This window comes from Myxococcus dinghuensis (assembly GCF_024198235.1).
GTDB classification, from domain to species: domain Bacteria; phylum Myxococcota; class Myxococcia; order Myxococcales; family Myxococcaceae; genus Myxococcus; species Myxococcus dinghuensis.
Window position 1 is genome coordinate 1 of sequence record NZ_JAKCFB010000073.1, and the last position, 17930, is coordinate 17930.

Below are 17930 nucleotides of genomic sequence, written 5' to 3' on the forward strand. Positions count from 1 at the left end.
CCGTGGGTCAGGCGCCGGCCGCGGGCCCTGGAGCCACCGCCGCCCGTCCGCCCGCCGCGGCCCCCGCCGCGCCCGCGCCCGGTTCGGGCGCCGACGAGATTCCGGCGCTGCGCCAGCTCGCCATGGCGCTCAAGCAGCAGAACCACTTCCAGCGGCTCGGCCTGGCGGAGCAGGCGGAGTCGAGCGCGGTGAAGGTCGCCTACTTCCGGCTGGCGAAGCTGTACCACCCGGACACGCTGCCCCAGGGCGCGCCCCAGGAGCTGGAGAAGCTCAAGGCGGAGGTGTTCGGCTACATCGGAGACGCCTACCGGACGCTGAGCGACGACAAGAGCCGCGCGGCGTACCTCGAGGAGCTCAAGAGCGGCGGCGCGGGCTCCGAGGTGGACGTCAACGCCATCCTCATGGCGGAGGAGATGTTCCAGAAGTCCTGCATCCTGGTGAAGGCGCGCAAGTTCCCGGAAGCCGTGAAGATGCTGGACGAGGCCATCAAGCTCAACGCGGAGGAGGCGGAGTTCTACGCGTGGCGCGGCTACGCCCGCTTCTTCACGATGCCGGACAAGAAGGCGGCCCAGCCGGAGGCGTTCCGGGAAATCCAGAATGCCATCAAGCGCAACGAGCGCTGCGCCCCCGCGCACTACTTCCTGGGGGTGATTGCCAAGCTGACGGGCGACGCCGCCGGGTCCCTGAAGCACTTCAAGCGCACCGTGGAGCTTCAGCCGGACCACATCGACGCGCAGCGGGAGATTCGCATGGCGGCCCAGAAGAAGTAGGGTGCGCCCCCCGTCCGGGTGGGCCCAGGGGGCCCTTCCGGCGGAGTGAAGGAGTTTGCATCGTGTCGTCGCTGACCGGGAAGCAACGCCGCCAACTGCGCGCGCTCGGACACCACCTGGAGCCGGTGGTCATCGTCGGTCAGGCCGGCGTCACCGAGGGTGTCATCGCCGCCGTCGAGCAGGCGCTGCGGGACCACGAGCTCATCAAGGTGAAGATCAACGAGGGTCCGGAGACGCGCCAGGAGGCCTCCGCGCGCATCGCCGAGGCCACCCAGTCGGAGCTGGCCCAGTTGCTCGGCCGCACCGCCCTCTTCTTCAAGAAGCGCCAGAAGGACTCCGACTTCGAGAAGTTCTGAGCCGCCGCGCGCGCGAGGCCCGCGCTCACCTGCCGGTGAAGCGTGCCTCGCGACGCTCGAGGAAGGACTGCACGCCCTCGGCCGCGTCCTCGGTGCCCACCAGCGTCATGAGCCGGGGGAGCAGCGAACGCGCCGCGGCCTCGGGGCCCTCGTGGAGCGCCTGCCGCGCGGACGCGAGGGTCGCCTGGACGGCGAGGGGCGCCTGCTTCGCGACGCTCTCCGCCAGGGCCAGGGCCCGCTCCAGGTGCCGGCCGCGCTCGACGACCTCCTGGACCAGGCCCATCCGGTGGGCCTCGCGCGCGTCGAACTCGTCCCCGGTCAGCAGCCAGCGCATGGCGTTGCCCCAGCCGGCGCGCTGGGGGAAGCGCAGCGTGGCGCCGCCGAACGGGAAGATGCCCCGCTTGACCTCGATCTGCCCGAAGCGCGCATCCTCCGACGCCACGGTGATGTCCGCCGCGAGGACGAGCTCGATGGACAGCGTGAGACAGAGGCCCTGCACCGCGACGACGAGCGGCTTGGTCCGAGGCGCGCCCTGGACGGCCCACGGGTCGATGGCGCCCTCCGCGTAGAGCGGCTCACCGCTGGAGAGCGCGGGCGCGACGCTGGCCAGGTCCAGCCCCGCGGAGAAATGGTCGCCCACGGCGAAGACGACCATGCAGCGCACGTCGGGGTCGCGGTCCGCCTGCGTCATCGCGGACGAGAGGCCACGCAGCATGCCCACGTCGAAGGCGTTGCGCTTCTCCGGTCGGTGGATGCCGATGATGCCGAGGTGACCACGCACTTCCAGGGAGATTCGGGGGTCCGAGGGACTCATGACGGCTCCAGGCATGCAGTCGATGACGGGGACGACATCTTCTCCCGGGACCGGAGGCCCCGCAGCCCGAGAAGGACACGGCGCGTCCAGGGTTGGACGTTCAGAAACACCCGGCCAGTCCGCCCAGGGGACTTCCCTCCCGCGTCCGCCCGAACACCGGGACCATCACCAGGGAGGGAGGCGCGTCCTCCTCGCGAGCCGCGCGCACGGCGAAGCCATGGGACAGCCCGTAGCCGAAGAGCCCTCCCACCACGGGAAGGACCACGAGGTTGAAGATGCCCACCGCGACGGCCGCGTCGCTGTCATGGGCGAGCAACAGCGCCGGAGGGATGGCCCCCAGCGACGCGCCCAGCAGCGTGGGGACGAAGCCCCCCTGCCCTCCGACCCAGTTGCCGGTGAGGTAGATGCCCGTGGCGGTCCCGAGCGCCGCGCCCACGCCCAGCGACAGCGCGAGCTGTGAATCATCGGAGCAGGGGAAGCCGTTGCAGCCGGTGAGCGCGTTGCCCGCCACCACGCCGCCCCCCGCCCCCAGCGCCAATCCCGCGGCCCCCAGCAGGATGCCCAGCGGGATGTGCAGGCCCCGCCGGTACCGCCGCGGCGGCGAGGGCGCGACGGGCATCCGAGGCTCGTGGGCATGCCGGGAATCGAGGCGGGGCTCCTCGTCGTCGGCCTCCTCCGTGGACACGTCACTCGCCGCCGAGGCGTCGTCCGGCGAGGAGAGGAGCGGCGGCGCGACGACGGGCGCGTCGCCGGCACCTGCCGGGCCCGCCTCCTGCGCCACCGCGGGCATCGCCACCAGCACCGCAACGAGCAAGCCACTCCAACATCCGGTCTTCATCGCGCGCCCCCCGGGTCCGGCCCACCGCCACGCGACTTCAGGCCATCCTCCGAGAACGCGTCAATCCAGCGCGCTCCGGACCTGTCTCGCACGCGCACCTCGCGCCCCCTGACACGTCCCCCGCCGGACAGTGGGGAGCACGCGCCTCACGGAAACCCACGGACCGCCGTGACTCGCACGCCTCCGCACGGGGCGCGCCGGGCACCAGGACCGCCGCGCCCAGGTCCCGGTTCCGGGGGCCCTGGAGGCCCGCCTGAAGCACCGCCGCCATGCCCCGCGAGGCCTCGCACACCAGCGCGGGAGGGACGTTCAACGCGAGAAGCCCGCCGTGGACGCGGCCAGCTCCGCCGCGTCACCCAGGCGGTCGAGGAGCCCGGGACCGAAGTACTGCCGCCGCGACTCGCCCCGGACCTCGCGCACCAGCGCGGGAGACTCCACGTAGCCCACGTATCCACCGACGAGCCCCAGCACGCCCGACGCGCCCGTGCGCCGCACCAGCTCCGCGCCCGCGTCGACGGTGGGCTCGCCGGGCACCGTCACCAGCTCCAGCGGCCCCAACGCCAGCGCGCTCACCTCCGCCACGCGCTCGGCGGAACCACACAGCAGGTTGTCGCCCGCGGCGCGCGTGAAGGACGGCACCAGCCGAGACGCGTCCGGGCGGGGCATCACCGCCTCCACCCGCGCCAGCGACAACCGCACCGCGCCCTCCACCGGGGCCAGGGGCGTCTTGCCCGCCAGCTCCGCCAGGGCCCGCGCGAACGCGGACACGCGCTCCAGGCCCTGCCCCTCCGAGAACGCCACCGACGCATTGCCCACCGTGCCCTGCAGCAGCAGCGTCACCCCGCTGCCCTCCGACTCGCGCAGCGCGCTGAGCCGCCCGGGATAGTCCGGGTCCACGGCCGCGCGCTGGCGCGGCACCAGGGTGGGGTGGGCTGCGTAGAACAGCAGCTCCGCCACGGGCGCGGAGGCGCTCCGGAGCACGGCGCGCGTCATCACACCATCCGGCGCGGTGCCACCGCTGCGCGTGTAGACGAACGACGCCTCCTTCGCCTCTCCCAGCTCCAGCGTCACGTCCGTCACCGCGGCGGTCGCCTGCTCGAGCGCGGTGTTCGCGGCGGAGGCCACGACCTCCAGCGCGTCCTCCCGGAAACGTCCCGTGCCCACCAACTGGGCCACCAGGCGCGAGTCATAGCCCCCGAGCGACGAGTGCGTGTGCGTGGCCATCACCAGCACGTCCTGGAGCCCCAGCGCCTGGGCGCGCGCGCGCACGCGGCCCACCACGGCGTCGGTGACGGACAGCAGCTCCAGCGACACCAGGCCGATGCGCGTCCCGCCGGACTCCAGCACCACCGCCCTCGCGTGTGGCGGCGGGTCGGACTCGCGCGCCTCGGGGCGCGGCGGCGCGTAGCCCGCGACGACCACTGGGAAGGGGGGAGCGAGCGCCACCTTCGCCGCGCCCGCACGCAGCGGCCCCTCGCCACGGGCTTGTGACAGGAGCACCGGCGCGCGCGCCGTCCACGGGCCACACCAATTCCAGGAACCCAGCGCATACGCCGCCCCCACTGTCAGCAGCACCAGGGGAAACAGGGAACGCCAGGAGGCTCGTCGTGAGAAGGCCATGCGCGCCGCAGAGTAACGTATGGGGCTCTCACCGCGAGGCCTGACTGCCCACATGAGCCGACTCCGGTGGCGGGTGGAATACCCACCGGCGGGGCATGCGTTCCTGTTCCGCTCACCGCCCGAAAGGAGTAAGGCAGCGCGCCATGTGCGGCATCTTCGGAATCACGGGACACGCCGAGGCCTCCAACCTGACGTACCTGGGGCTGCACGCCCTGCAGCATCGCGGGCAGGAGTCCGCGGGTATCGTCGCCTCGGATGGACACGGCCTCCGCGCCCACCGGCAGATGGGGCTGGTCGCGGACATCTTCGACGCACCGGTGCTCGCCGGCCTGCCCGGCCAGTCGGCCATCGGGCACGTGCGCTACTCCACCGCGGGCGGCAGTCAGCTGAAGAACGCTCAGCCGCTGTTCGTGCAGTACGCGGGTGGACAGTGTGCCATCGCGCACAACGGCAACCTGGTCAACGCCACGGAGCTGAAGGAACAGCTCGAGGCGGACGGCGCCATCTTCCAGTCGGACGCGGACACGGAGGTCATCCTCCATCTGCTGGCGCGCTCCAAGCAGGCGACCTTCGAGCAGAAGCTGGTGGAGGCGCTGCGCAAGGTGAAGGGCGCCTACAGCCTGCTGGTGCTCACCGACGGCAAGCTCGTCGCGGTGAGGGACCCGCTGGGCATCCGCCCGCTGGTGCTCGGCCGCATGAAGGAGGGCGCGTACGTGCTGGCCAGCGAGACGACGGCGCTGGACCTCATCGAGGCGGAGGTCATCCGCGAGCTGGAGCCGGGCGAGCTGCTCGTCATCGAGAACGGCGTCATGCGCACCAGCAAGCCCTTCGCGGAGCCGGGCCGGCTGGGCCGCTGCATCTTCGAGCAGGTGTACTTCGCGCGCCCGGACTCGGTGCTGTTCGGCAAGAGCGTCTACGAGGTGCGCAAGCGCATGGGCATGCAGCTCGCGCGCGAGCAGCCCGCGCCGTCCGCGGACCTGGTCATCGCGGTGCCGGACTCCGGCGTGGCGGCGGCCATCGGCTTCTCACAGCAGAGCGGCATCCCGTATGACGTGGGCCTCATCCGCAGCCACTACGTGGGCCGCACCTTCATCGAGCCGCAGCAGTCCATCCGCCACTTCGGCGTGAAGCTGAAGCTGTCCGCGGTGCGCAACGTCATCAAGGGCAAGCGCGTGGTGGTGGTGGACGACTCCATCGTGCGCGGGACGACGAGCCGGAAGATCGTGAAGATGATCAAGGCCGCGGGCGCGCTGGAGGTGCACCTGCGCATCTCCTCGCCGCCCACCAAGTGGCCCTGCTTCTACGGCATCGACACGCCCAGCCGGCAGGAGCTCATCGCGGCCAGCCACAGCACGGAGGAGATTGCCCGCTACGTCACGGCGGACTCGCTGGGCTACATCTCCCTGGCCGGCCTGGGCGAGGCGGTGGGCGACCCCACCCGCGAGACGTTCTGCACCGCGTGCTTCTCCGGTCAGTACCTCCTGGGTGAGTCCACGCCGGACGCGTCTCCCAAGCTGACCGCCTGACGCCGCGCCTCCCGCGCGCGGGCACACCCCGAGGCCCCTGCCCTTCCCACCGGAGGGCCGGGGCCTTCGTGTTCCCGGCGCGCGCCATCACGCGCCGATGAAGTCCGCGAGGTCCCCGGGCAGCGGCGCCTCGAAGGCGACCTGCTGGCCGGTGCCGGGATGCGGGAAGACGATGCGCGCGGCGTGGAGCGCCTGGCGCGGCAGGCGCAACCGCGTCCAGGCCTCGGGCTCGAGGGTGCCCTTGCTGAAGCGGTCGAAGTAGCCCGGGTCCGGGCCGTACATCTTGTCTCCCACCAGCGGGAAGCCCGCCTCGCGCAGGTGGACGCGAATCTGGTGCTGGCGCCCCGTCTCCGGGAAGCAGCGCAGGAGCGCGAAGGGCGCGCCGTCCCGCGTGAAGCGCCGGAGCACCTGGAAGCGCGTGCGGCTCTCCTTGCCGTCCACCGGGTCGATGCGCACGGCGATGCGGATGAGCTCCGTGCCCTCCGCGATGGGGGCGTCCACGACGAAGGTGTCCTCGACGGGGTGGCCCTCGCACAGCGCGAGGTACTCCTTGTGGACGTCGCGCGAGACGAACAGCTTGCCCAGCACGCGGCACGACTCGGTGGTGCGGCCACAGACGACCAGGCCGCTCGTCTCGCGGTCCAGCCGGTGCGCGGGCTCCGCGAAGCGCTCGCCGAAGCGCTCCCGGAGAATCGTGACCAGGGTGCCCTTGTGGTAGCGCGCGGTGGGGTGGATGGGCAGCCCCGCCGGCTTGTCGAGCACCAGCAGCCAGTCGTCCTGGAAGACGACGGGGAGCGACCGCGGCGTCCGGGGCTCCTCGCTGCCCGGGCGCCGGAGCCGGAAGGTCATGCCGGGGTAGACGGGCGTGGAGGGCTTGAGCCGCTTCTCCTCGCAGATGACGCCGCGCAGGATGATGCCCGCGAGCCGCTCGCGTGGCAGGCGGCGCAGCTTCTGGCCCAGGTAGTCCTCCAGCCGCCAGCCCGCGTAATTGGGCTCCACGACGAAGGGGATGTCCACGAAGCCCTCGGGGACCGCGTCGTCCTCGGGGGCGGAAGCGTCCGTTGCTGGTGCCTGCTCGCCACGCATGGTGTCCCACGCGCTCTAGCACGCCCCGGGACGCCGCACAGGCGGCCGGAGCAGGCGCGCGGCCGAGGAGCCGGGCGCCCGGAGTCGCTCAGGCGGACGCGACGCGACGCGAGCCCAGCTCGCCGTCGAGGAAGCGCTTGAACACGTCCGCGATGCGCTCGCTGGCGCGGCCGTCCCACAGGTGCGGCACGCGCCCCTTCTTGCCCTGTCCATCCAGGACGCGGTCGGCGGCCTGGCGGATGCGCTCCGGGTCGACGCCCACCACCTCGTTGGTGCCCTCCTCCACGGTGATGGGGCGCTCGGTCTGCTCGCGCAGGGTGAGGCACGGCACGCCCAGCGCGGTGGTCTCCTCCTGGAGGCCGCCGGAGTCGGTGAGGATGAGTCGGGCCTGCGAGGTGAGCGCGAGGAACTCCAGGTAGCCCATGGGGTCCACCGCGCGCAGGTTCGGGTTGCGCTCGAAGTCCGCGGACAGGCGCAGCTCCGAAATCATCTTCCGCGTGCGCGGGTGCACGGGGAAGACGACGGGCAGGCGCGAGGCCACGTGGGCGATGGCGGACAAGAGCCCGCCGAGGATGCGCGGGTCGTCCACGTTGGAGGGCCGGTGCAGCGTGCACACCGCGTAGCCCCGCGGGGACAGCCCCAGGTTCTTCAGCACCGGCAGCAGCTCCGCCTTCTCCTTGGAGGCCAGGAGCGAGTCGATCATCACGTTGCCCACCAGGTGGATGCGGGACGGCTCCGCGCCCTCCTTGAGCAGGTTGGCGTCCGCGTCGCTCGAGGGCGTCAGCAGCAGGTCGGAGAGCCGGTCGGTGACGACGCGGTTGATCTCCTCCGGCTGGTGCCGCGAGTGGCTGCGCAGGCCCGCCTCCACGTGGGCCAGCGGGATGGCCATCTTCGACGTCACCATGGCCGCGGCGACGGTGCTGTTGACGTCGCCCACGACGGAGACCAGGTCCGGCTTCTGCTCCTCGAAGACGCGCTCCAGCTCCACCATGGTGCGCGCGGTCTGCTGCGCGTGGCTGCCGGAGCCGATGCCCAGGTGGACATCCGGCGCGGGCAGGCCCAGGTCGGCGAAGAAGACGTCGCTCATCTTCACGTCGTAGTGCTGCCCGGTGTGGATGAGCACCTGTTGGAGCGGAGTCCGAGCGGCGATGGCCCGGTGGATGGGCGCGACCTTCATGAAGTTGGGACGCGCGCCGACGATATGGATGACCTTCTTCATGTCGCCAGCCAAGCTAGGCATCGCGCCCCGGATGCCTAGTGCCGCCCGCGCGCGCCGCCGCCCCGCGTCCTGCGTCCGTCCTGAATCTGATAGACGGACTGTGCCATGCCCCCCTTCCGGACCGTCGCCGTCATCCCCGCCCGCTACGCCAGCAGCCGCTTCCCGGGCAAGCCGCTCGCCCCCATCGCCGGGACTCCCATGGTGGAGCACGTGTGGCGCCGCTGTCGGGAGGCGGGCGTGTTCGACGAGGTCTTCGTCGCCACGGACGACACGCGCATCCGCGCCACCGTGGAGGGCTTCGGCGGCACGGCGGTGATGACCAGCCCCGCGTGCGCCACCGGCACGGACCGGGTGGCGGAGGTCGCCCGCGCCCGGCCGGACGTGGACGTCTGGGTCAACGTGCAGGGCGACGAGCCGCTCCTGGACCCCGCCACGCTCCAGGCGCTGGCCGGCCTCTTCACGGACCCCGCCGTGCGGATGGGCACCCTGGTGCGCCCGTTGGAGCAGGACGAGGCGGACAGCCCCCACGTGGTGAAGGCGGTGCTCGCGCTCAACGGCGACGCGCTCTACTTCAGCCGCAGCCTCGTCCCCCACGCCCGCGAGCCGGGCACCGCGCACATCGACCGCTGGGGCCACATCGGCCTGTATGGCTACCGCCGGGACGTGCTGCTGCGCCTGGCGGAGCTCGCCCCCACGCCCCTCGAGGAGACGGAGAAGCTGGAGCAGCTGCGCGCCCTGGAGCACGGCATCCCCATCCGCACCGCGCGCGTCTCCTGGCGCACGGTGGCGGTGGACGTCCCCGGCGACGTCGCGAAGGTGGAGGCCGTCATGCGCGAGAAGGGGCTGTGGCGCTGAGCCGCGTCCCGCGTCACGTCAGATGACGGGCACGTCGTCGCGGTAGGGGCCCGGCGGGAAGGCCTGGTCGATGCTCGCCAGCTCCTCGCGGGTGAGCACGAGCGTCGCCGCCGCGGCGTTGTCGCGCAGGTGCGCCACGCGGCTGGCCTTGGGGATGGCGAACAGCGACGGCCGGCGCACCAGGAACCGGAGCGCCACCTGGCGCGCGGTGGCCCCGTGGGCCCTGGCGACGGACTCCAGCACGCGCCCCCCGGGACTCTGGGGGCTGGGGAAGTGCCCGTTGCCGAAGGGGCTGTAGCCCACCACCGCGATGCCACGCACCTCACACCAGGGGAGCACCGCGTGTTCGATGGCGCGCTCCTCCAGGTGGTAGAGCACCTGGTTGCAGGCGATGGACCGCGGCGACGCGAGCCCCACCAGCTCCTCCAGGTCCGCCACCGAGAAGTTGCTCACGCCCCAGGCGCGCACCTTCCCGTCCGCCACCAGCTTCTCGAAGGCCCGCACCGTCTCCTCCAGCGGATGCGAACCCGGCCAGTGCAACAGGTAGCAGTCCAGCCGGTCCGTGCGCAGCCGCCGCAGGCTCTTCTCACACGCGGCCAGCGTGCCGGCATACGTGGCGTGCGAGGGCATCACCTTCGACACGAGGAAGACCTCGTCCCGCCGTCCGGAGATGGCCTCGGCGACGAGGGACTCCTCCACCTTCCCGTGGCCGTACAGCTCCGCCGTGTCGATGTGCGTCAACCCCAGGTCCAGCCCGGCGCGCAGCGAGCGGAGGGCCGCCTCCCGCGAGTCGTCCTCCATCTGCCACGTCCCCTGGCCGAGGACGGGGACCTGCTTCCCGGTGTGTCCGAAGACGCGCTGCTCCATGGCCCTACCTCCCGCACGTGAACCCTCCAGGCAGGATCGCCATCCCCCACCCGCACCGACACCCCTCCGCCGTGCGAACGTGGGGACTTGGCGCTACGCTCCGCGGGTGTCCGCCTCCCACACCCCCGCCGATGCTTCCCACCCTCCGCGCAAACCCTCACGACTGAGCATCGCACGCCTGCTCACCCTGGCGCGGCCGGAGCTGCCCACCATCGCCGTGGGCACCGTCTTCCTGCTCATCAGCAGCGCCGCCATGCTCGTCTTCCCGCGCGCCATCGGGAACCTCGTCGACGAGGCACTCGGCGCCCAGAACCGCGAGCAGCTGGACCTCATCGCCCTGGGCATGTTCGGCGTCTTCGTGGTGCAGGGCATCGCCATGGCGCTGCGCGTCTACCTCTTCGGCACCGCGGGGGAGCGCGTGGTGACGCGGCTGCGCAAGCAGCTTTTCCAGAGCCTGCTCGCCCAGGAGGTGGCCTTCTTCGACGAGCGCCGCACGGGCGAGCTCACCAGCCGCCTGTCCTCGGACACCACCGTCCTGCAGAACACCGTCACGGTGAACGTCTCCATGACGCTGCGCTATGGCTGCCAGGCGGTGGGCGGCGTGGCGCTCCTGTTCTACACGTCGCCCCGGTTGACGCTGGTGATGCTCGCGCTGGTGCCGGCCGTCGTCCTGGGCGCGTTCATCTACGGCCGCCGCGTGCGCGTGCTGTCGCGCCAGGTGCAGGACGCGCTCGCCAGCGCCAACGAGGTGGCCGAGGAGGACCTCGCCGGCATCCGCACGGTGCGCTCGTTCGCCGCGGAGGGGCACGAGGCGGACCGCTACGGCGCCGCCATGGACCACTCGCTCGACCTGGCGAAGCGGCGCGTGCGCCAGACGGCCTTCTTCATGGCCGGGGCCTCCATCGCCGGCTACGGCTCCACCGCCGCCATGCTGTGGTACGGCGGGCGGCTGGTGGTGGACGGCCAGCTCACCGTGGGCGCGCTCACCTCGTTCCTCATCTACACGCTGATGGTGGCCCTGTCGCTGAGCGCCGTGGCGGAGGTGTGGACGGACTTCATGCGCGCCAGCGGCGCCGCCGAGCGCGTCTTCGAGCTCATGGACCGCCAGCCCGCAATCCCCTCCGGCGGCGACCAGTTGTCGTCGGTGCGTGGCCACGTGGAGTTCCGCGCCGTGCGCTTCGCCTACCCCACCCGCCCGGACGTCTCCGTGCTCCATGGCCTGGACATGGAGCTGCGCCCCGGCGAGGTCGTGGCGGTGGTGGGCCCCTCCGGCGCGGGCAAGTCCACCCTCGCCTCCCTCCTGTCGCGCTTCTACGACCCGCAAGGGGGCGCGGTGCTCCTGGACGGCCACGCGCTCGCCACGCTGGAGCCCGAGTGGCTGCGGCGCAACATCGGCATGGTGGCCCAGGAGCCGCAGCTCTTCTCCTGTTCCATCGCGGACAACATCCGCTACGCCCGCCCGGAGGCCACCGACGAACAGGTGGAGGCCGCCGCGCGCGCCGCCAACGCCCACGACTTCATCCAGCGCTTCCCGGACGGCTACCGCACCCAGGTGGGCGAGCGCGGCGTGCAGCTCTCCGGCGGCCAGAAGCAGCGCGTCGCCATCGCCCGCGCCGTGCTGAAGGACCCCCGCCTGCTCATCCTCGACGAGGCGACCAGCGCGCTCGACGCGGAGAGCGAACACCTGGTGAAGGACGCGCTGGACCGGCTCATGAAGGGCCGCACCACGCTCATCATCGCCCACCGCCTCTCCACCGTGGCCAACGTGGACCGCGTGCTGGTGCTGGAGGGCGGCCGCATCGTCCAGAGCGGCACCCACGCCAGCCTCATGGGCCAGGAGGGCCTGTACCGCCGCCTAGTCGAGCGCCAGTTCGTCGCCGCCTGAACGGCCGCCACCCACCCGGGCCCGGGCACCCCGGCGGGGGGAGTGGCGCGCGCGAGGGGTGGGGGTTACGCTTGGCCCCGCAGAAAGGAGGTGATGCCTTGACCGACAACATGCGTCAGGCGTCCACCTCCGCCGTGCTGGCCTGAGACAGGCTTATCACGGCGGTGGCAGACGCTGGTGTTTGGGGCCCGTTTCCGCTTTCGCGCGGGGACGGGCCTTTTACTTTCCTGCCGGGAATGGAGTACCTCCCCCCTTGTTCCGACGCCCCGGGGGGAGTGGCCGACCCTTTTCGTACCCCATCCGGGAGATTCGCCGTGTCCATCACCCCGTGCCCCAGCCCTCTGCCGACCGCCCTGCGGGATGAGGAGGCCGTCCAGGCGCAGCGCAACCTGTACTGCCCCAACTACGACGCCTGCCTCCACGCGGTCGTCAAGCGCGGCTGGGAGGGCTGGACCTGTCGCAACTGCGAGCTGCGGGAGTTCCGGGTCGGACAACCGGATGTCCGGGAGTTCGCCGTCTCCCGCCCGGGTGGTTGGGACGGCAACTGAGGCCCGGGCCGACCGGTCCGCCAACCGGCCCCTCGGGCCCGCTCAGAATAATTGACGCATCCCTGCCCTACTTGGCAGAACGGGATATGCGCTCCAAGAAAACCAAGTTCATTTTCGTGACGGGCGGAGTGGTCAGCTCCCTCGGCAAGGGCCTCGCCTCGGCATCGATTGGCGCCCTGCTGGAGAACCGTGGCCTCGCCGTCACCCTGCTCAAGCTGGACCCGTACATCAACGTGGACCCCGGCACGATGAGCCCGTTCCAGCACGGCGAGGTCTTCGTCACCGAGGATGGTGGCGAGACCGACATGGACCTGGGGCACTACGAGCGTTTCACCAACGCGCGGATGAGCCGGCTCAACAACTTCACCACCGGCCGCATCTACCACTCCGTCATCATGAAGGAGCGCCGCGGTGAGTACCTGGGCAAGACGGTCCAGGTGATTCCCCACATCACGGACGAAATCAAGGCGAGCATCCGCCAGGCGGCGCAGGACGCGGACGTGGTCATCGTGGAGATCGGCGGCACGGTGGGCGACATCGAGTCGCTGCCGTTCCTCGAGGCCATCCGCCAGATGCGCTACGACGTGGGCAGCCAGAACGCCGTCTACGTCCACCTGACGCTCCTGCCCTACATCGGCGCGGCGGGTGAGGTGAAGACCAAGCCCACGCAGCACTCGGTGATGAAGCTGCGGGAGATCGGCATCCAGCCCGACTTCCTCGTGTGCCGCACGGACCGCGAGGTCTCCCGCGAGCTGAAGGACAAGATCGCCATGTTCTGCAACGTGGACACGGGCAACGTGTTCACGTCCCCGGACGTGCGCAGCATCTACGAGCTGCCGCTGGAGCTGCACCGCCAGGGCCTGGATGACCGGCTCGCGGAGGTGCTCAACATCTGGAGCCGCGCGCCGCACCTGGAGCGCTGGGAGAACATCATCCGCAAGGTGTACGAGCCCGCGCGCGGCCAGGTGCAGGTGGCCATCGTCGGCAAGTACGTGAACCTCACGGAGAGCTACAAGAGCCTCAACGAGGCGCTGCTGCACGGCGGCATCGCCAACGACGTGAAGGTCAACCTGCACTTCGTGGACAGCCAGGACGTGGAGGCGCAGGGGCCGGAGAAGCTCTTGGCCGGCGTGGACGCCATCCTCGTGCCCGGTGGCTTCGGCGTGCGCGGCACGGAGGGGAAGATCGCCGCCGTGCGCTACGCGAGAGAGAAGAAGATCCCGTTCTTCGGCATCTGCCTGGGCCTGCAGATGGCCGTGGTGGAGTTCTCCCGGAGCGTGCTCGGCCTCTCCAACGCCAACAGCCTGGAGTTCAACGAGCACACCGCCAACCCGGTGGTGACGCTCATGGAGAGCCAGGTGTCGGTGAAGGACAAGGGCGGCACCATGCGCCTGGGCAGCTACGCCTGCGCGCTCAAGCCCGGCACCATCGCCCACCAGCTCTACGGCCAGGACACCATCCAGGAGCGCCACCGCCACCGCTACGAGGTGAACAACACCTACCGCGGCCGGCTGCAGGAGGCGGGGCTCGTCATCTCCGGCCACAACCCGGAGCTGAACCTGGTGGAGATGATCGAACTGGCGGACCACCCCTACTTCGTCGGCTGCCAGTTCCACCCCGAGTTCAAGAGCAAGCCCTTCGCTCCCCACCCCCTCTTCTCCGGCTTCATCCGCGCCGCGCTCGAGCAGCGTGACGCCACCGCCGGCCAGGTGCGCGCATGAGCGCCAGCAGCCTCCCCATCCACCTCGCGGGCCACAAGGTCGGCCCCGGGCAGAAGCTCTTCGTCATCGCCGGCCCGGACAGCATCGAGTCCGAGGACATGGCGCTGCGCCACGCCCACCTGCTCAAGGGCATCGCCCAGAGACTGGGCGTGAACTACGCGTTCAAATGCTCGTACGACAAGGCCAACCGGACGAGCGGGAAATCCTTCCGAGGCCCGGGCCTCAAGGAAGGGCTGCGCATTCTAGCCCGTATCAGGGATGAAGTGGGCGTCCCGGTCCTCACGGACGTCCATGAAACCAGCCACGTAGGGCCTGCCGCAGAAGTTGTGGATATCATCCAGATACCGGCGTTTCTCTGCCGGCAGACGGACCTGGTGGAAGCCGTGGCGAGGACGGGCAGAGGCGTGAACCTCAAGAAGGGACAGTTCGTGGCGCCCAAGGACATCGTCCATTCGGCGCGCAAGGCCTTCGAGGCGGGCAACCCCAACGTGCTCGTCACCGAGCGGGGCTCGAGCTTCGGCTACAACAACCTCGTCGTGGACATGCGCGGCTTCGCGCAGATGCGCGAGGCGGGCCTGGCCGTGTGCATGGACGCCACGCACGCCGTGCAGCTGCCCAGCGCCGGCAACGGCGAGACGGCGGGCGAGCGCAAATTTGTCGCATTGCTCGCGCGTGCAGCCGCGGCCGCCGGGATTGATGCTTTGTTCACGGAAGTCCACGAGGACCCGGACCGTGCCCTGTGTGACGGTCCGTGCTCCCTCAATCCACAGATGTTCGAGGACGTGGTACGAAATGTGCTGAACATCCGCCGGGTGTTGGGACACGAGCCCGGTTGATGGACACGGCGAAGAGGGGAGGAGCCGAGCGAGTCATGCAGACGGAAGCACCTTCCAAGCCCAGCAAGGAAGAGCTGACGTCCCGCGCTGCACGCGTGCGGCTGCTCGTCTTCGACGTGGACGGGGTGCTCACTGACGGCGGCCTGTACTACGGCGACGGCGGTGAGCTGATGAAGCGCTTCGATGTGAAGGATGGCCATGCCCTGGTGATGGCCCGCTTGTCGGGCCTGCCCGCCGCCATCCTCACCGCCCGCACCTCAGGCATCGTGGAGGCTCGCGGACGGGAGCTCGGGCTGGCGGCCGTCTTCCAAGGCCGCCGCGACAAGGGCGCCGCACTGGACGAGCTGTGCCAGCAGTTGGGCGTCCCCCCGGAGGCCTGCGCCTATATGGGGGATGACCACAACGACCTGGCCCCACTTTCCAAGGTGGGCTTGTCCTCGTGTCCTGCGGATGCGGTTCCCGAGGTGCGTCAGGAGGTCCACTTCGTGGCCCACAGTCCGGGCGGCCGTGGCGCCGCTCGGGAGCTCGTGGAGCTGTGCCTCAAGGCCAGTGGTCGGTGGGAGGGCGCCGTGGGTCTGATGAGGGGGACTGATGGACGCAGTGCGCAGAGAGGTTGAAGGAAACCCCGTATTCAAGGTAGGTGGTTGATTCCATGGGCAGCGGAATGATGCAGCAAGAGGGGAGTACGGCGATGACGGACCAGCTCTACACGACGCACGACATCAGTCGTTTGCTTCAGGTGGATCCGTCCACGGTGAGCAAGTGGATTGACCGGGGCATCCTGATGGCCTTCCGGACGCCGGGTGGTCACCGGCGGGTGCGCTCGGCGGACCTGCGCACGTTCCTCATCACCCACCAGATGCCGGTCCCCGAGGAGCTGGGCAGCGGCACGGTGCGCCTCTTGGTGGTGGACGACGAGCGCGCGGTGCTGGACGCGGTCAAGCGCGCCTTCAAGCCGTTCGCGGCCCAGGTGGAGCTGCAGACGACGACCAGCGGCGTGGAGGCGCTGCTCCTGGTCTCCGAGCAGAAGCCGCACGGGATGATCATCGACCTCAACATGCCGGACATCGACGGCCTGGAGGTCTGCCGCCGCATCCGTCAGCGCAAACAGATGGAGGGCGTGCGCCTCATCACCATGACGTCCATGCACACCCCGGACGTGGTGGAGCAGTCCAAGCAGGCCGGCGCGCTGGCGTGCCTCGCCAAGCCGCTCGACGTGCAGCAGGTGCTGGAGCTGTTCCGCGTGCCCATCTCGCTCAGCGCCAAGCGCTGAGGCGCGAGGGCTTCCGCCGCCCCCTCGCGGAAGCCCTCTGACAGGGGGGAAGTGAACGGGAAGCCGCGCCGTTTTGGCGGACAGCGGCCTCCGTGGAGCAGTGTGCGCGCAAGGTCAGCTCTGGACCTTGACCTCGATGACGCGGGGCTTGGACTCCTCGCGGCGAGGCAGCGTCAGCGTCAGCACGCCTTGCTCGTAGCGAGCCTCCACCTTGCTGGCATCCACGGTGTCCGGCAGCGAGAACGAGCGCGCGAAGGTGCCGCGCTGGCGCTCCTGGCGGCGCACGGTGACGCCCTCGGCGGGCGGGGTGGCCTTGCGCTCGGCCTTCACGGTGAGCACGTCGCGCTCCACCGTCACCTGGATGTCCTTCGCGTCCACGCCCGGCATGTCGAGCTGGAGCGTCACGCCGCTGTCGGCCTCGAGGATGTCGGCGGCGGGCACGCGCTCGCGCGGGGACTCGCGGAAGAACACCGGCTGCGTCAGCTCGCGGAAGAGCGAGTCGAACTCACGGGCCAGCGGGTTGACGACGACGGCGGAGTTGAACGGGTTGCGCGTTTGCATGGTCTTCTCCTGTGCGTGCCGCCCCTTTCGAGGGCGCACGGCGTGAAACACAGACGGGGTTGTCGATACACGGTCGCCTCGGGCCCCCGCTCGACAGGGGGGCTCCAGCGCCGCTCACAGACTCAAGAGAACCATGCTCCGGGACGTGTCAAGCAACGCCCCCGGCCGCTCTCGCCACGCCTGCCCGCCTGCCCTGCCGTCAATCGTCCTCGCGACCGAGCAGCACGCTGAAGGCCTCGTCCTCCCGCGACACCTGCACGTTCCAGGGCCGGCAGCACACGGGGCAGTCCTCGATGTAGCGCTCCATGCTGGCGCCGATGGGGTCGACGTCGACCTCTACCTGTTCGCCGCAGTAGGGGCACTGCTGGGTGGTGGCTTCCGCGAAGGGCTGCATGGTGGTGCCTCCTCGCCCTCGTGGCGGGCGATTGCGTCGCGGACTGAGCATCCGCGCCTTCAGACGGTAGACTGTCGAGACATGGCTCCTCCTTCCCGCAATCGCATCGGCGAAATCCTGGTCAAGGCGCGCGTCATCGACGAGCTCCAGCTGCGCAGCGCGATGGCCACCCTGGACCAGTGGGGCGGACGCCTGTCGCGCATCGTCGCCGACCTGGGGCTGGCCACCGAGGACACCATCACCGAGGCCATCTGCCAGGGCCTGGGCATGCAGCGCGTCCAGTTGGGCAACATCACCCGGGACGCGGGCGCGCTCGCGAAGGTGGAGGTGAGCCTGGCCGAGCAGAAGGCCCTCTTCCCCGTCCAGCTCAAGGACAACGGCAAGACGCTGGTGCTGGCCATGGCGGACCCCACGGACCTGGCCACGCTGGACCAGGTGGCGGCGCGCAGCCGCGCCCGCGTGCTGCCCATGGTGGCGGGCGAGCGGGAGATCGAGCACGCCATCCTCCGGCACTACCGCAACCAGGAGCCCGTGGTCAGCACGCGCTTCTCCGGGCCCCGCCCGCAGCAGACCGCGGACATCGACTCGATGGACGAGGGCGGCGACGACTTCAAGGTCGTCGACATGAGCGGCAAGACGGTGGTCAAGCGCATCGCGGACATCGTCCCGCCGGAGGCCCCCGCCGCCGCGCCCGCCCCGGCGCCCGCGCCTGCTCCCCGGGCCGCCGCCGCGCCTGCTCCGCCGGCCCCAGCGGCCTCGAG

19 protein-coding genes are annotated in these 17930 nt (G+C 70.8%); 11 read left to right on the forward strand and 8 right to left on the reverse strand.

The genetic code is table 11. The features are described 5' to 3' along the window. Positions 1–770, forward strand: a 770-nt coding sequence (locus LZ198_RS41450) for a J domain-containing protein (protein WP_253977706.1), incomplete at its 5' end; no start/stop codon positions are given. Between the two features lie 62 nt (positions 771–832). Continuing rightward, positions 833–1126, forward strand: coding sequence for a ribosome assembly RNA-binding protein YhbY (gene yhbY / locus LZ198_RS41455; RefSeq protein WP_253977707.1), 294 nt, complete (start codon positions 833–835; stop codon positions 1124–1126). Positions 1127–1151: 25 nt separating this feature from the next. Here yhbY and LZ198_RS41460 read toward each other — a convergent pair whose 3' ends face one another. The 3 genes from LZ198_RS41460 to LZ198_RS41470 all read right to left on the reverse strand — a co-directional run bounded on the left by LZ198_RS41460 (position 1152) and on the right by LZ198_RS41470 (position 4398). After that, a complete protein-coding gene (locus LZ198_RS41460; RefSeq protein ID WP_253977708.1) occupies positions 1152–1940 on the reverse strand; it encodes a crotonase/enoyl-CoA hydratase family protein in 789 nt (262 codons plus the stop codon). 100 nt (positions 1941–2040) lie between these two features. After that, positions 2041–2778 (reverse strand): hypothetical protein, encoded by a 738-nt coding sequence (locus LZ198_RS41465; RefSeq protein WP_253977709.1) that lies wholly within the window; start codon positions 2776–2778, stop codon positions 2041–2043. Positions 2779–3087: 309 nt separating this feature from the next. Further along, complete coding sequence (locus LZ198_RS41470) at positions 3088–4398, reverse strand: neutral/alkaline non-lysosomal ceramidase N-terminal domain-containing protein (protein WP_253977710.1); 1311 nt, start codon at positions 4396–4398, stop codon at positions 3088–3090. Between the two features lie 143 nt (positions 4399–4541). On the opposite strand from LZ198_RS41470, the gene purF reads away from it, so the two are divergent. After that, the gene (purF, locus tag LZ198_RS41475) at positions 4542–5924 is read left to right on the forward strand and encodes an amidophosphoribosyltransferase (protein WP_253977711.1); all 1383 of its coding nucleotides are present in this window, start codon (positions 4542–4544) and stop codon (positions 5922–5924) included. Positions 5925–6011: 87 nt separating this feature from the next. Here purF and LZ198_RS41480 read toward each other — a convergent pair whose 3' ends face one another. Together LZ198_RS41480 and wecB are read right to left on the reverse strand one after the other, a co-directional pair. After that, the gene (locus LZ198_RS41480) at positions 6012–7010 is read right to left on the reverse strand and encodes an RluA family pseudouridine synthase (RefSeq protein ID WP_253977712.1); all 999 of its coding nucleotides are present in this window, start codon (positions 7008–7010) and stop codon (positions 6012–6014) included. A gap of 88 nt (positions 7011–7098) precedes the next feature. Further along, a complete protein-coding gene (gene wecB / locus LZ198_RS41485; protein ID WP_253977713.1) occupies positions 7099–8229 on the reverse strand; it encodes a non-hydrolyzing UDP-N-acetylglucosamine 2-epimerase in 1131 nt (376 codons plus the stop codon). A 105-nt stretch (positions 8230–8334) separates the two neighbouring features. Here wecB and kdsB point away from each other — a divergent pair, with 105 nt between their 5' ends. Next, positions 8335–9084, forward strand: coding sequence for a 3-deoxy-manno-octulosonate cytidylyltransferase (gene kdsB / locus LZ198_RS41490; protein ID WP_253977714.1), 750 nt, complete (start codon positions 8335–8337; stop codon positions 9082–9084). An 18-nt stretch (positions 9085–9102) separates the two neighbouring features. On the opposite strand, the gene LZ198_RS41495 is transcribed toward kdsB, so the two are convergent. Further along, positions 9103–9951 carry an aldo/keto reductase gene (locus tag LZ198_RS41495; protein WP_253977715.1) on the reverse strand — a complete coding sequence of 283 codons (849 nt, stop codon included), beginning with the start codon at positions 9949–9951 and terminating at the stop codon, positions 9103–9105. A gap of 106 nt (positions 9952–10057) precedes the next feature. Between LZ198_RS41495 and LZ198_RS41500 the strand changes: the two genes are divergently transcribed. The 6 genes from LZ198_RS41500 (at position 10058) to LZ198_RS41525 (ending at position 16214) form a co-directional block, all read left to right on the forward strand. Further along, entirely contained in the window at positions 10058–11836 is a 1779-nt protein-coding gene (locus LZ198_RS41500; RefSeq protein WP_253977716.1) for an ABC transporter ATP-binding protein, read from the forward strand. Between the two features lie 314 nt (positions 11837–12150). Further along, the gene (locus tag LZ198_RS41505) at positions 12151–12384 is read left to right on the forward strand and encodes a hypothetical protein (protein ID WP_234069959.1); all 234 of its coding nucleotides are present in this window, start codon (positions 12151–12153) and stop codon (positions 12382–12384) included. Between the two features lie 86 nt (positions 12385–12470). Beyond that, positions 12471–14105: a CTP synthase gene (locus tag LZ198_RS41510; RefSeq protein WP_253977717.1), complete on the forward strand. Its 1635-nt coding sequence runs from the start codon at positions 12471–12473 to the stop codon at positions 14103–14105. Next, the gene (gene kdsA, locus LZ198_RS41515; RefSeq protein ID WP_253977718.1) at positions 14102–14941 is read left to right on the forward strand and encodes a 3-deoxy-8-phosphooctulonate synthase; all 840 of its coding nucleotides are present in this window, start codon (positions 14102–14104) and stop codon (positions 14939–14941) included. The genes LZ198_RS41510 and kdsA overlap by 4 nt, the downstream gene beginning before the upstream one ends. 35 nt (positions 14942–14976) lie before the next feature. Next, entirely contained in the window at positions 14977–15558 is a 582-nt protein-coding gene (locus LZ198_RS41520; protein ID WP_253977719.1) for a KdsC family phosphatase, read from the forward strand. Between the two features lie 35 nt (positions 15559–15593). After that, a complete protein-coding gene (locus LZ198_RS41525; RefSeq protein WP_253977720.1) occupies positions 15594–16214 on the forward strand; it encodes a response regulator in 621 nt (206 codons plus the stop codon). Positions 16215–16328: 114 nt separating this feature from the next. On the opposite strand, the gene LZ198_RS41530 is transcribed toward LZ198_RS41525, so the two are convergent. Both LZ198_RS41530 and LZ198_RS41535 read right to left on the reverse strand, forming a co-directional pair. After that, positions 16329–16775, reverse strand: coding sequence for an Hsp20/alpha crystallin family protein (locus tag LZ198_RS41530; protein WP_253977721.1), 447 nt, complete (start codon positions 16773–16775; stop codon positions 16329–16331). 199 nt (positions 16776–16974) lie between these two features. Further along, entirely contained in the window at positions 16975–17169 is a 195-nt protein-coding gene (locus LZ198_RS41535) for a CPXCG motif-containing cysteine-rich protein (RefSeq protein ID WP_253977722.1), read from the reverse strand. 81 nt (positions 17170–17250) lie between these two features. Between LZ198_RS41535 and LZ198_RS41540 the strand changes: the two genes are divergently transcribed. Continuing rightward, on the forward strand, positions 17251–17930 hold a 680-nt coding region (locus tag LZ198_RS41540), incomplete at its 3' end, for a GspE/PulE/PilB domain-containing protein (RefSeq protein WP_253977723.1).

Coding starts and splice junctions, on each gene's coding strand:
- LZ198_RS41495 (WP_253977715.1), bottom strand. CDS start 9,951: ATGGAGCAGCGCGTCTTCGGACACACCGGGAAGCAGGTCCCCGTCCTC.
- LZ198_RS41535 (WP_253977722.1), bottom strand. CDS start 17,169: ATGCAGCCCTTCGCGGAAGCCACCACCCAGCAGTGCCCCTACTGCGGC.
- LZ198_RS41510 (WP_253977717.1), top strand. CDS start 12,471: ATGCGCTCCAAGAAAACCAAGTTCATTTTCGTGACGGGCGGAGTGGTC.
- kdsB (WP_253977714.1), top strand. CDS start 8,335: ATGCCCCCCTTCCGGACCGTCGCCGTCATCCCCGCCCGCTACGCCAGC.
- LZ198_RS41525 (WP_253977720.1), top strand. CDS start 15,594: ATGGGCAGCGGAATGATGCAGCAAGAGGGGAGTACGGCGATGACGGAC.
- wecB (WP_253977713.1), bottom strand. CDS start 8,229: ATGAAGAAGGTCATCCATATCGTCGGCGCGCGTCCCAACTTCATGAAG.
- LZ198_RS41480 (WP_253977712.1), bottom strand. CDS start 7,010: ATGCGTGGCGAGCAGGCACCAGCAACGGACGCTTCCGCCCCCGAGGAC.
- kdsA (WP_253977718.1), top strand. CDS start 14,102: ATGAGCGCCAGCAGCCTCCCCATCCACCTCGCGGGCCACAAGGTCGGC.
- LZ198_RS41530 (WP_253977721.1), bottom strand. CDS start 16,775: ATGCAAACGCGCAACCCGTTCAACTCCGCCGTCGTCGTCAACCCGCTG.
- purF (WP_253977711.1), top strand. CDS start 4,542: ATGTGCGGCATCTTCGGAATCACGGGACACGCCGAGGCCTCCAACCTG.
- LZ198_RS41460 (WP_253977708.1), bottom strand. CDS start 1,940: ATGAGTCCCTCGGACCCCCGAATCTCCCTGGAAGTGCGTGGTCACCTC.
- LZ198_RS41470 (WP_253977710.1), bottom strand. CDS start 4,398: ATGGCCTTCTCACGACGAGCCTCCTGGCGTTCCCTGTTTCCCCTGGTG.
- LZ198_RS41465 (WP_253977709.1), bottom strand. CDS start 2,778: ATGAAGACCGGATGTTGGAGTGGCTTGCTCGTTGCGGTGCTGGTGGCG.
- LZ198_RS41520 (WP_253977719.1), top strand. CDS start 14,977: ATGCAGACGGAAGCACCTTCCAAGCCCAGCAAGGAAGAGCTGACGTCC.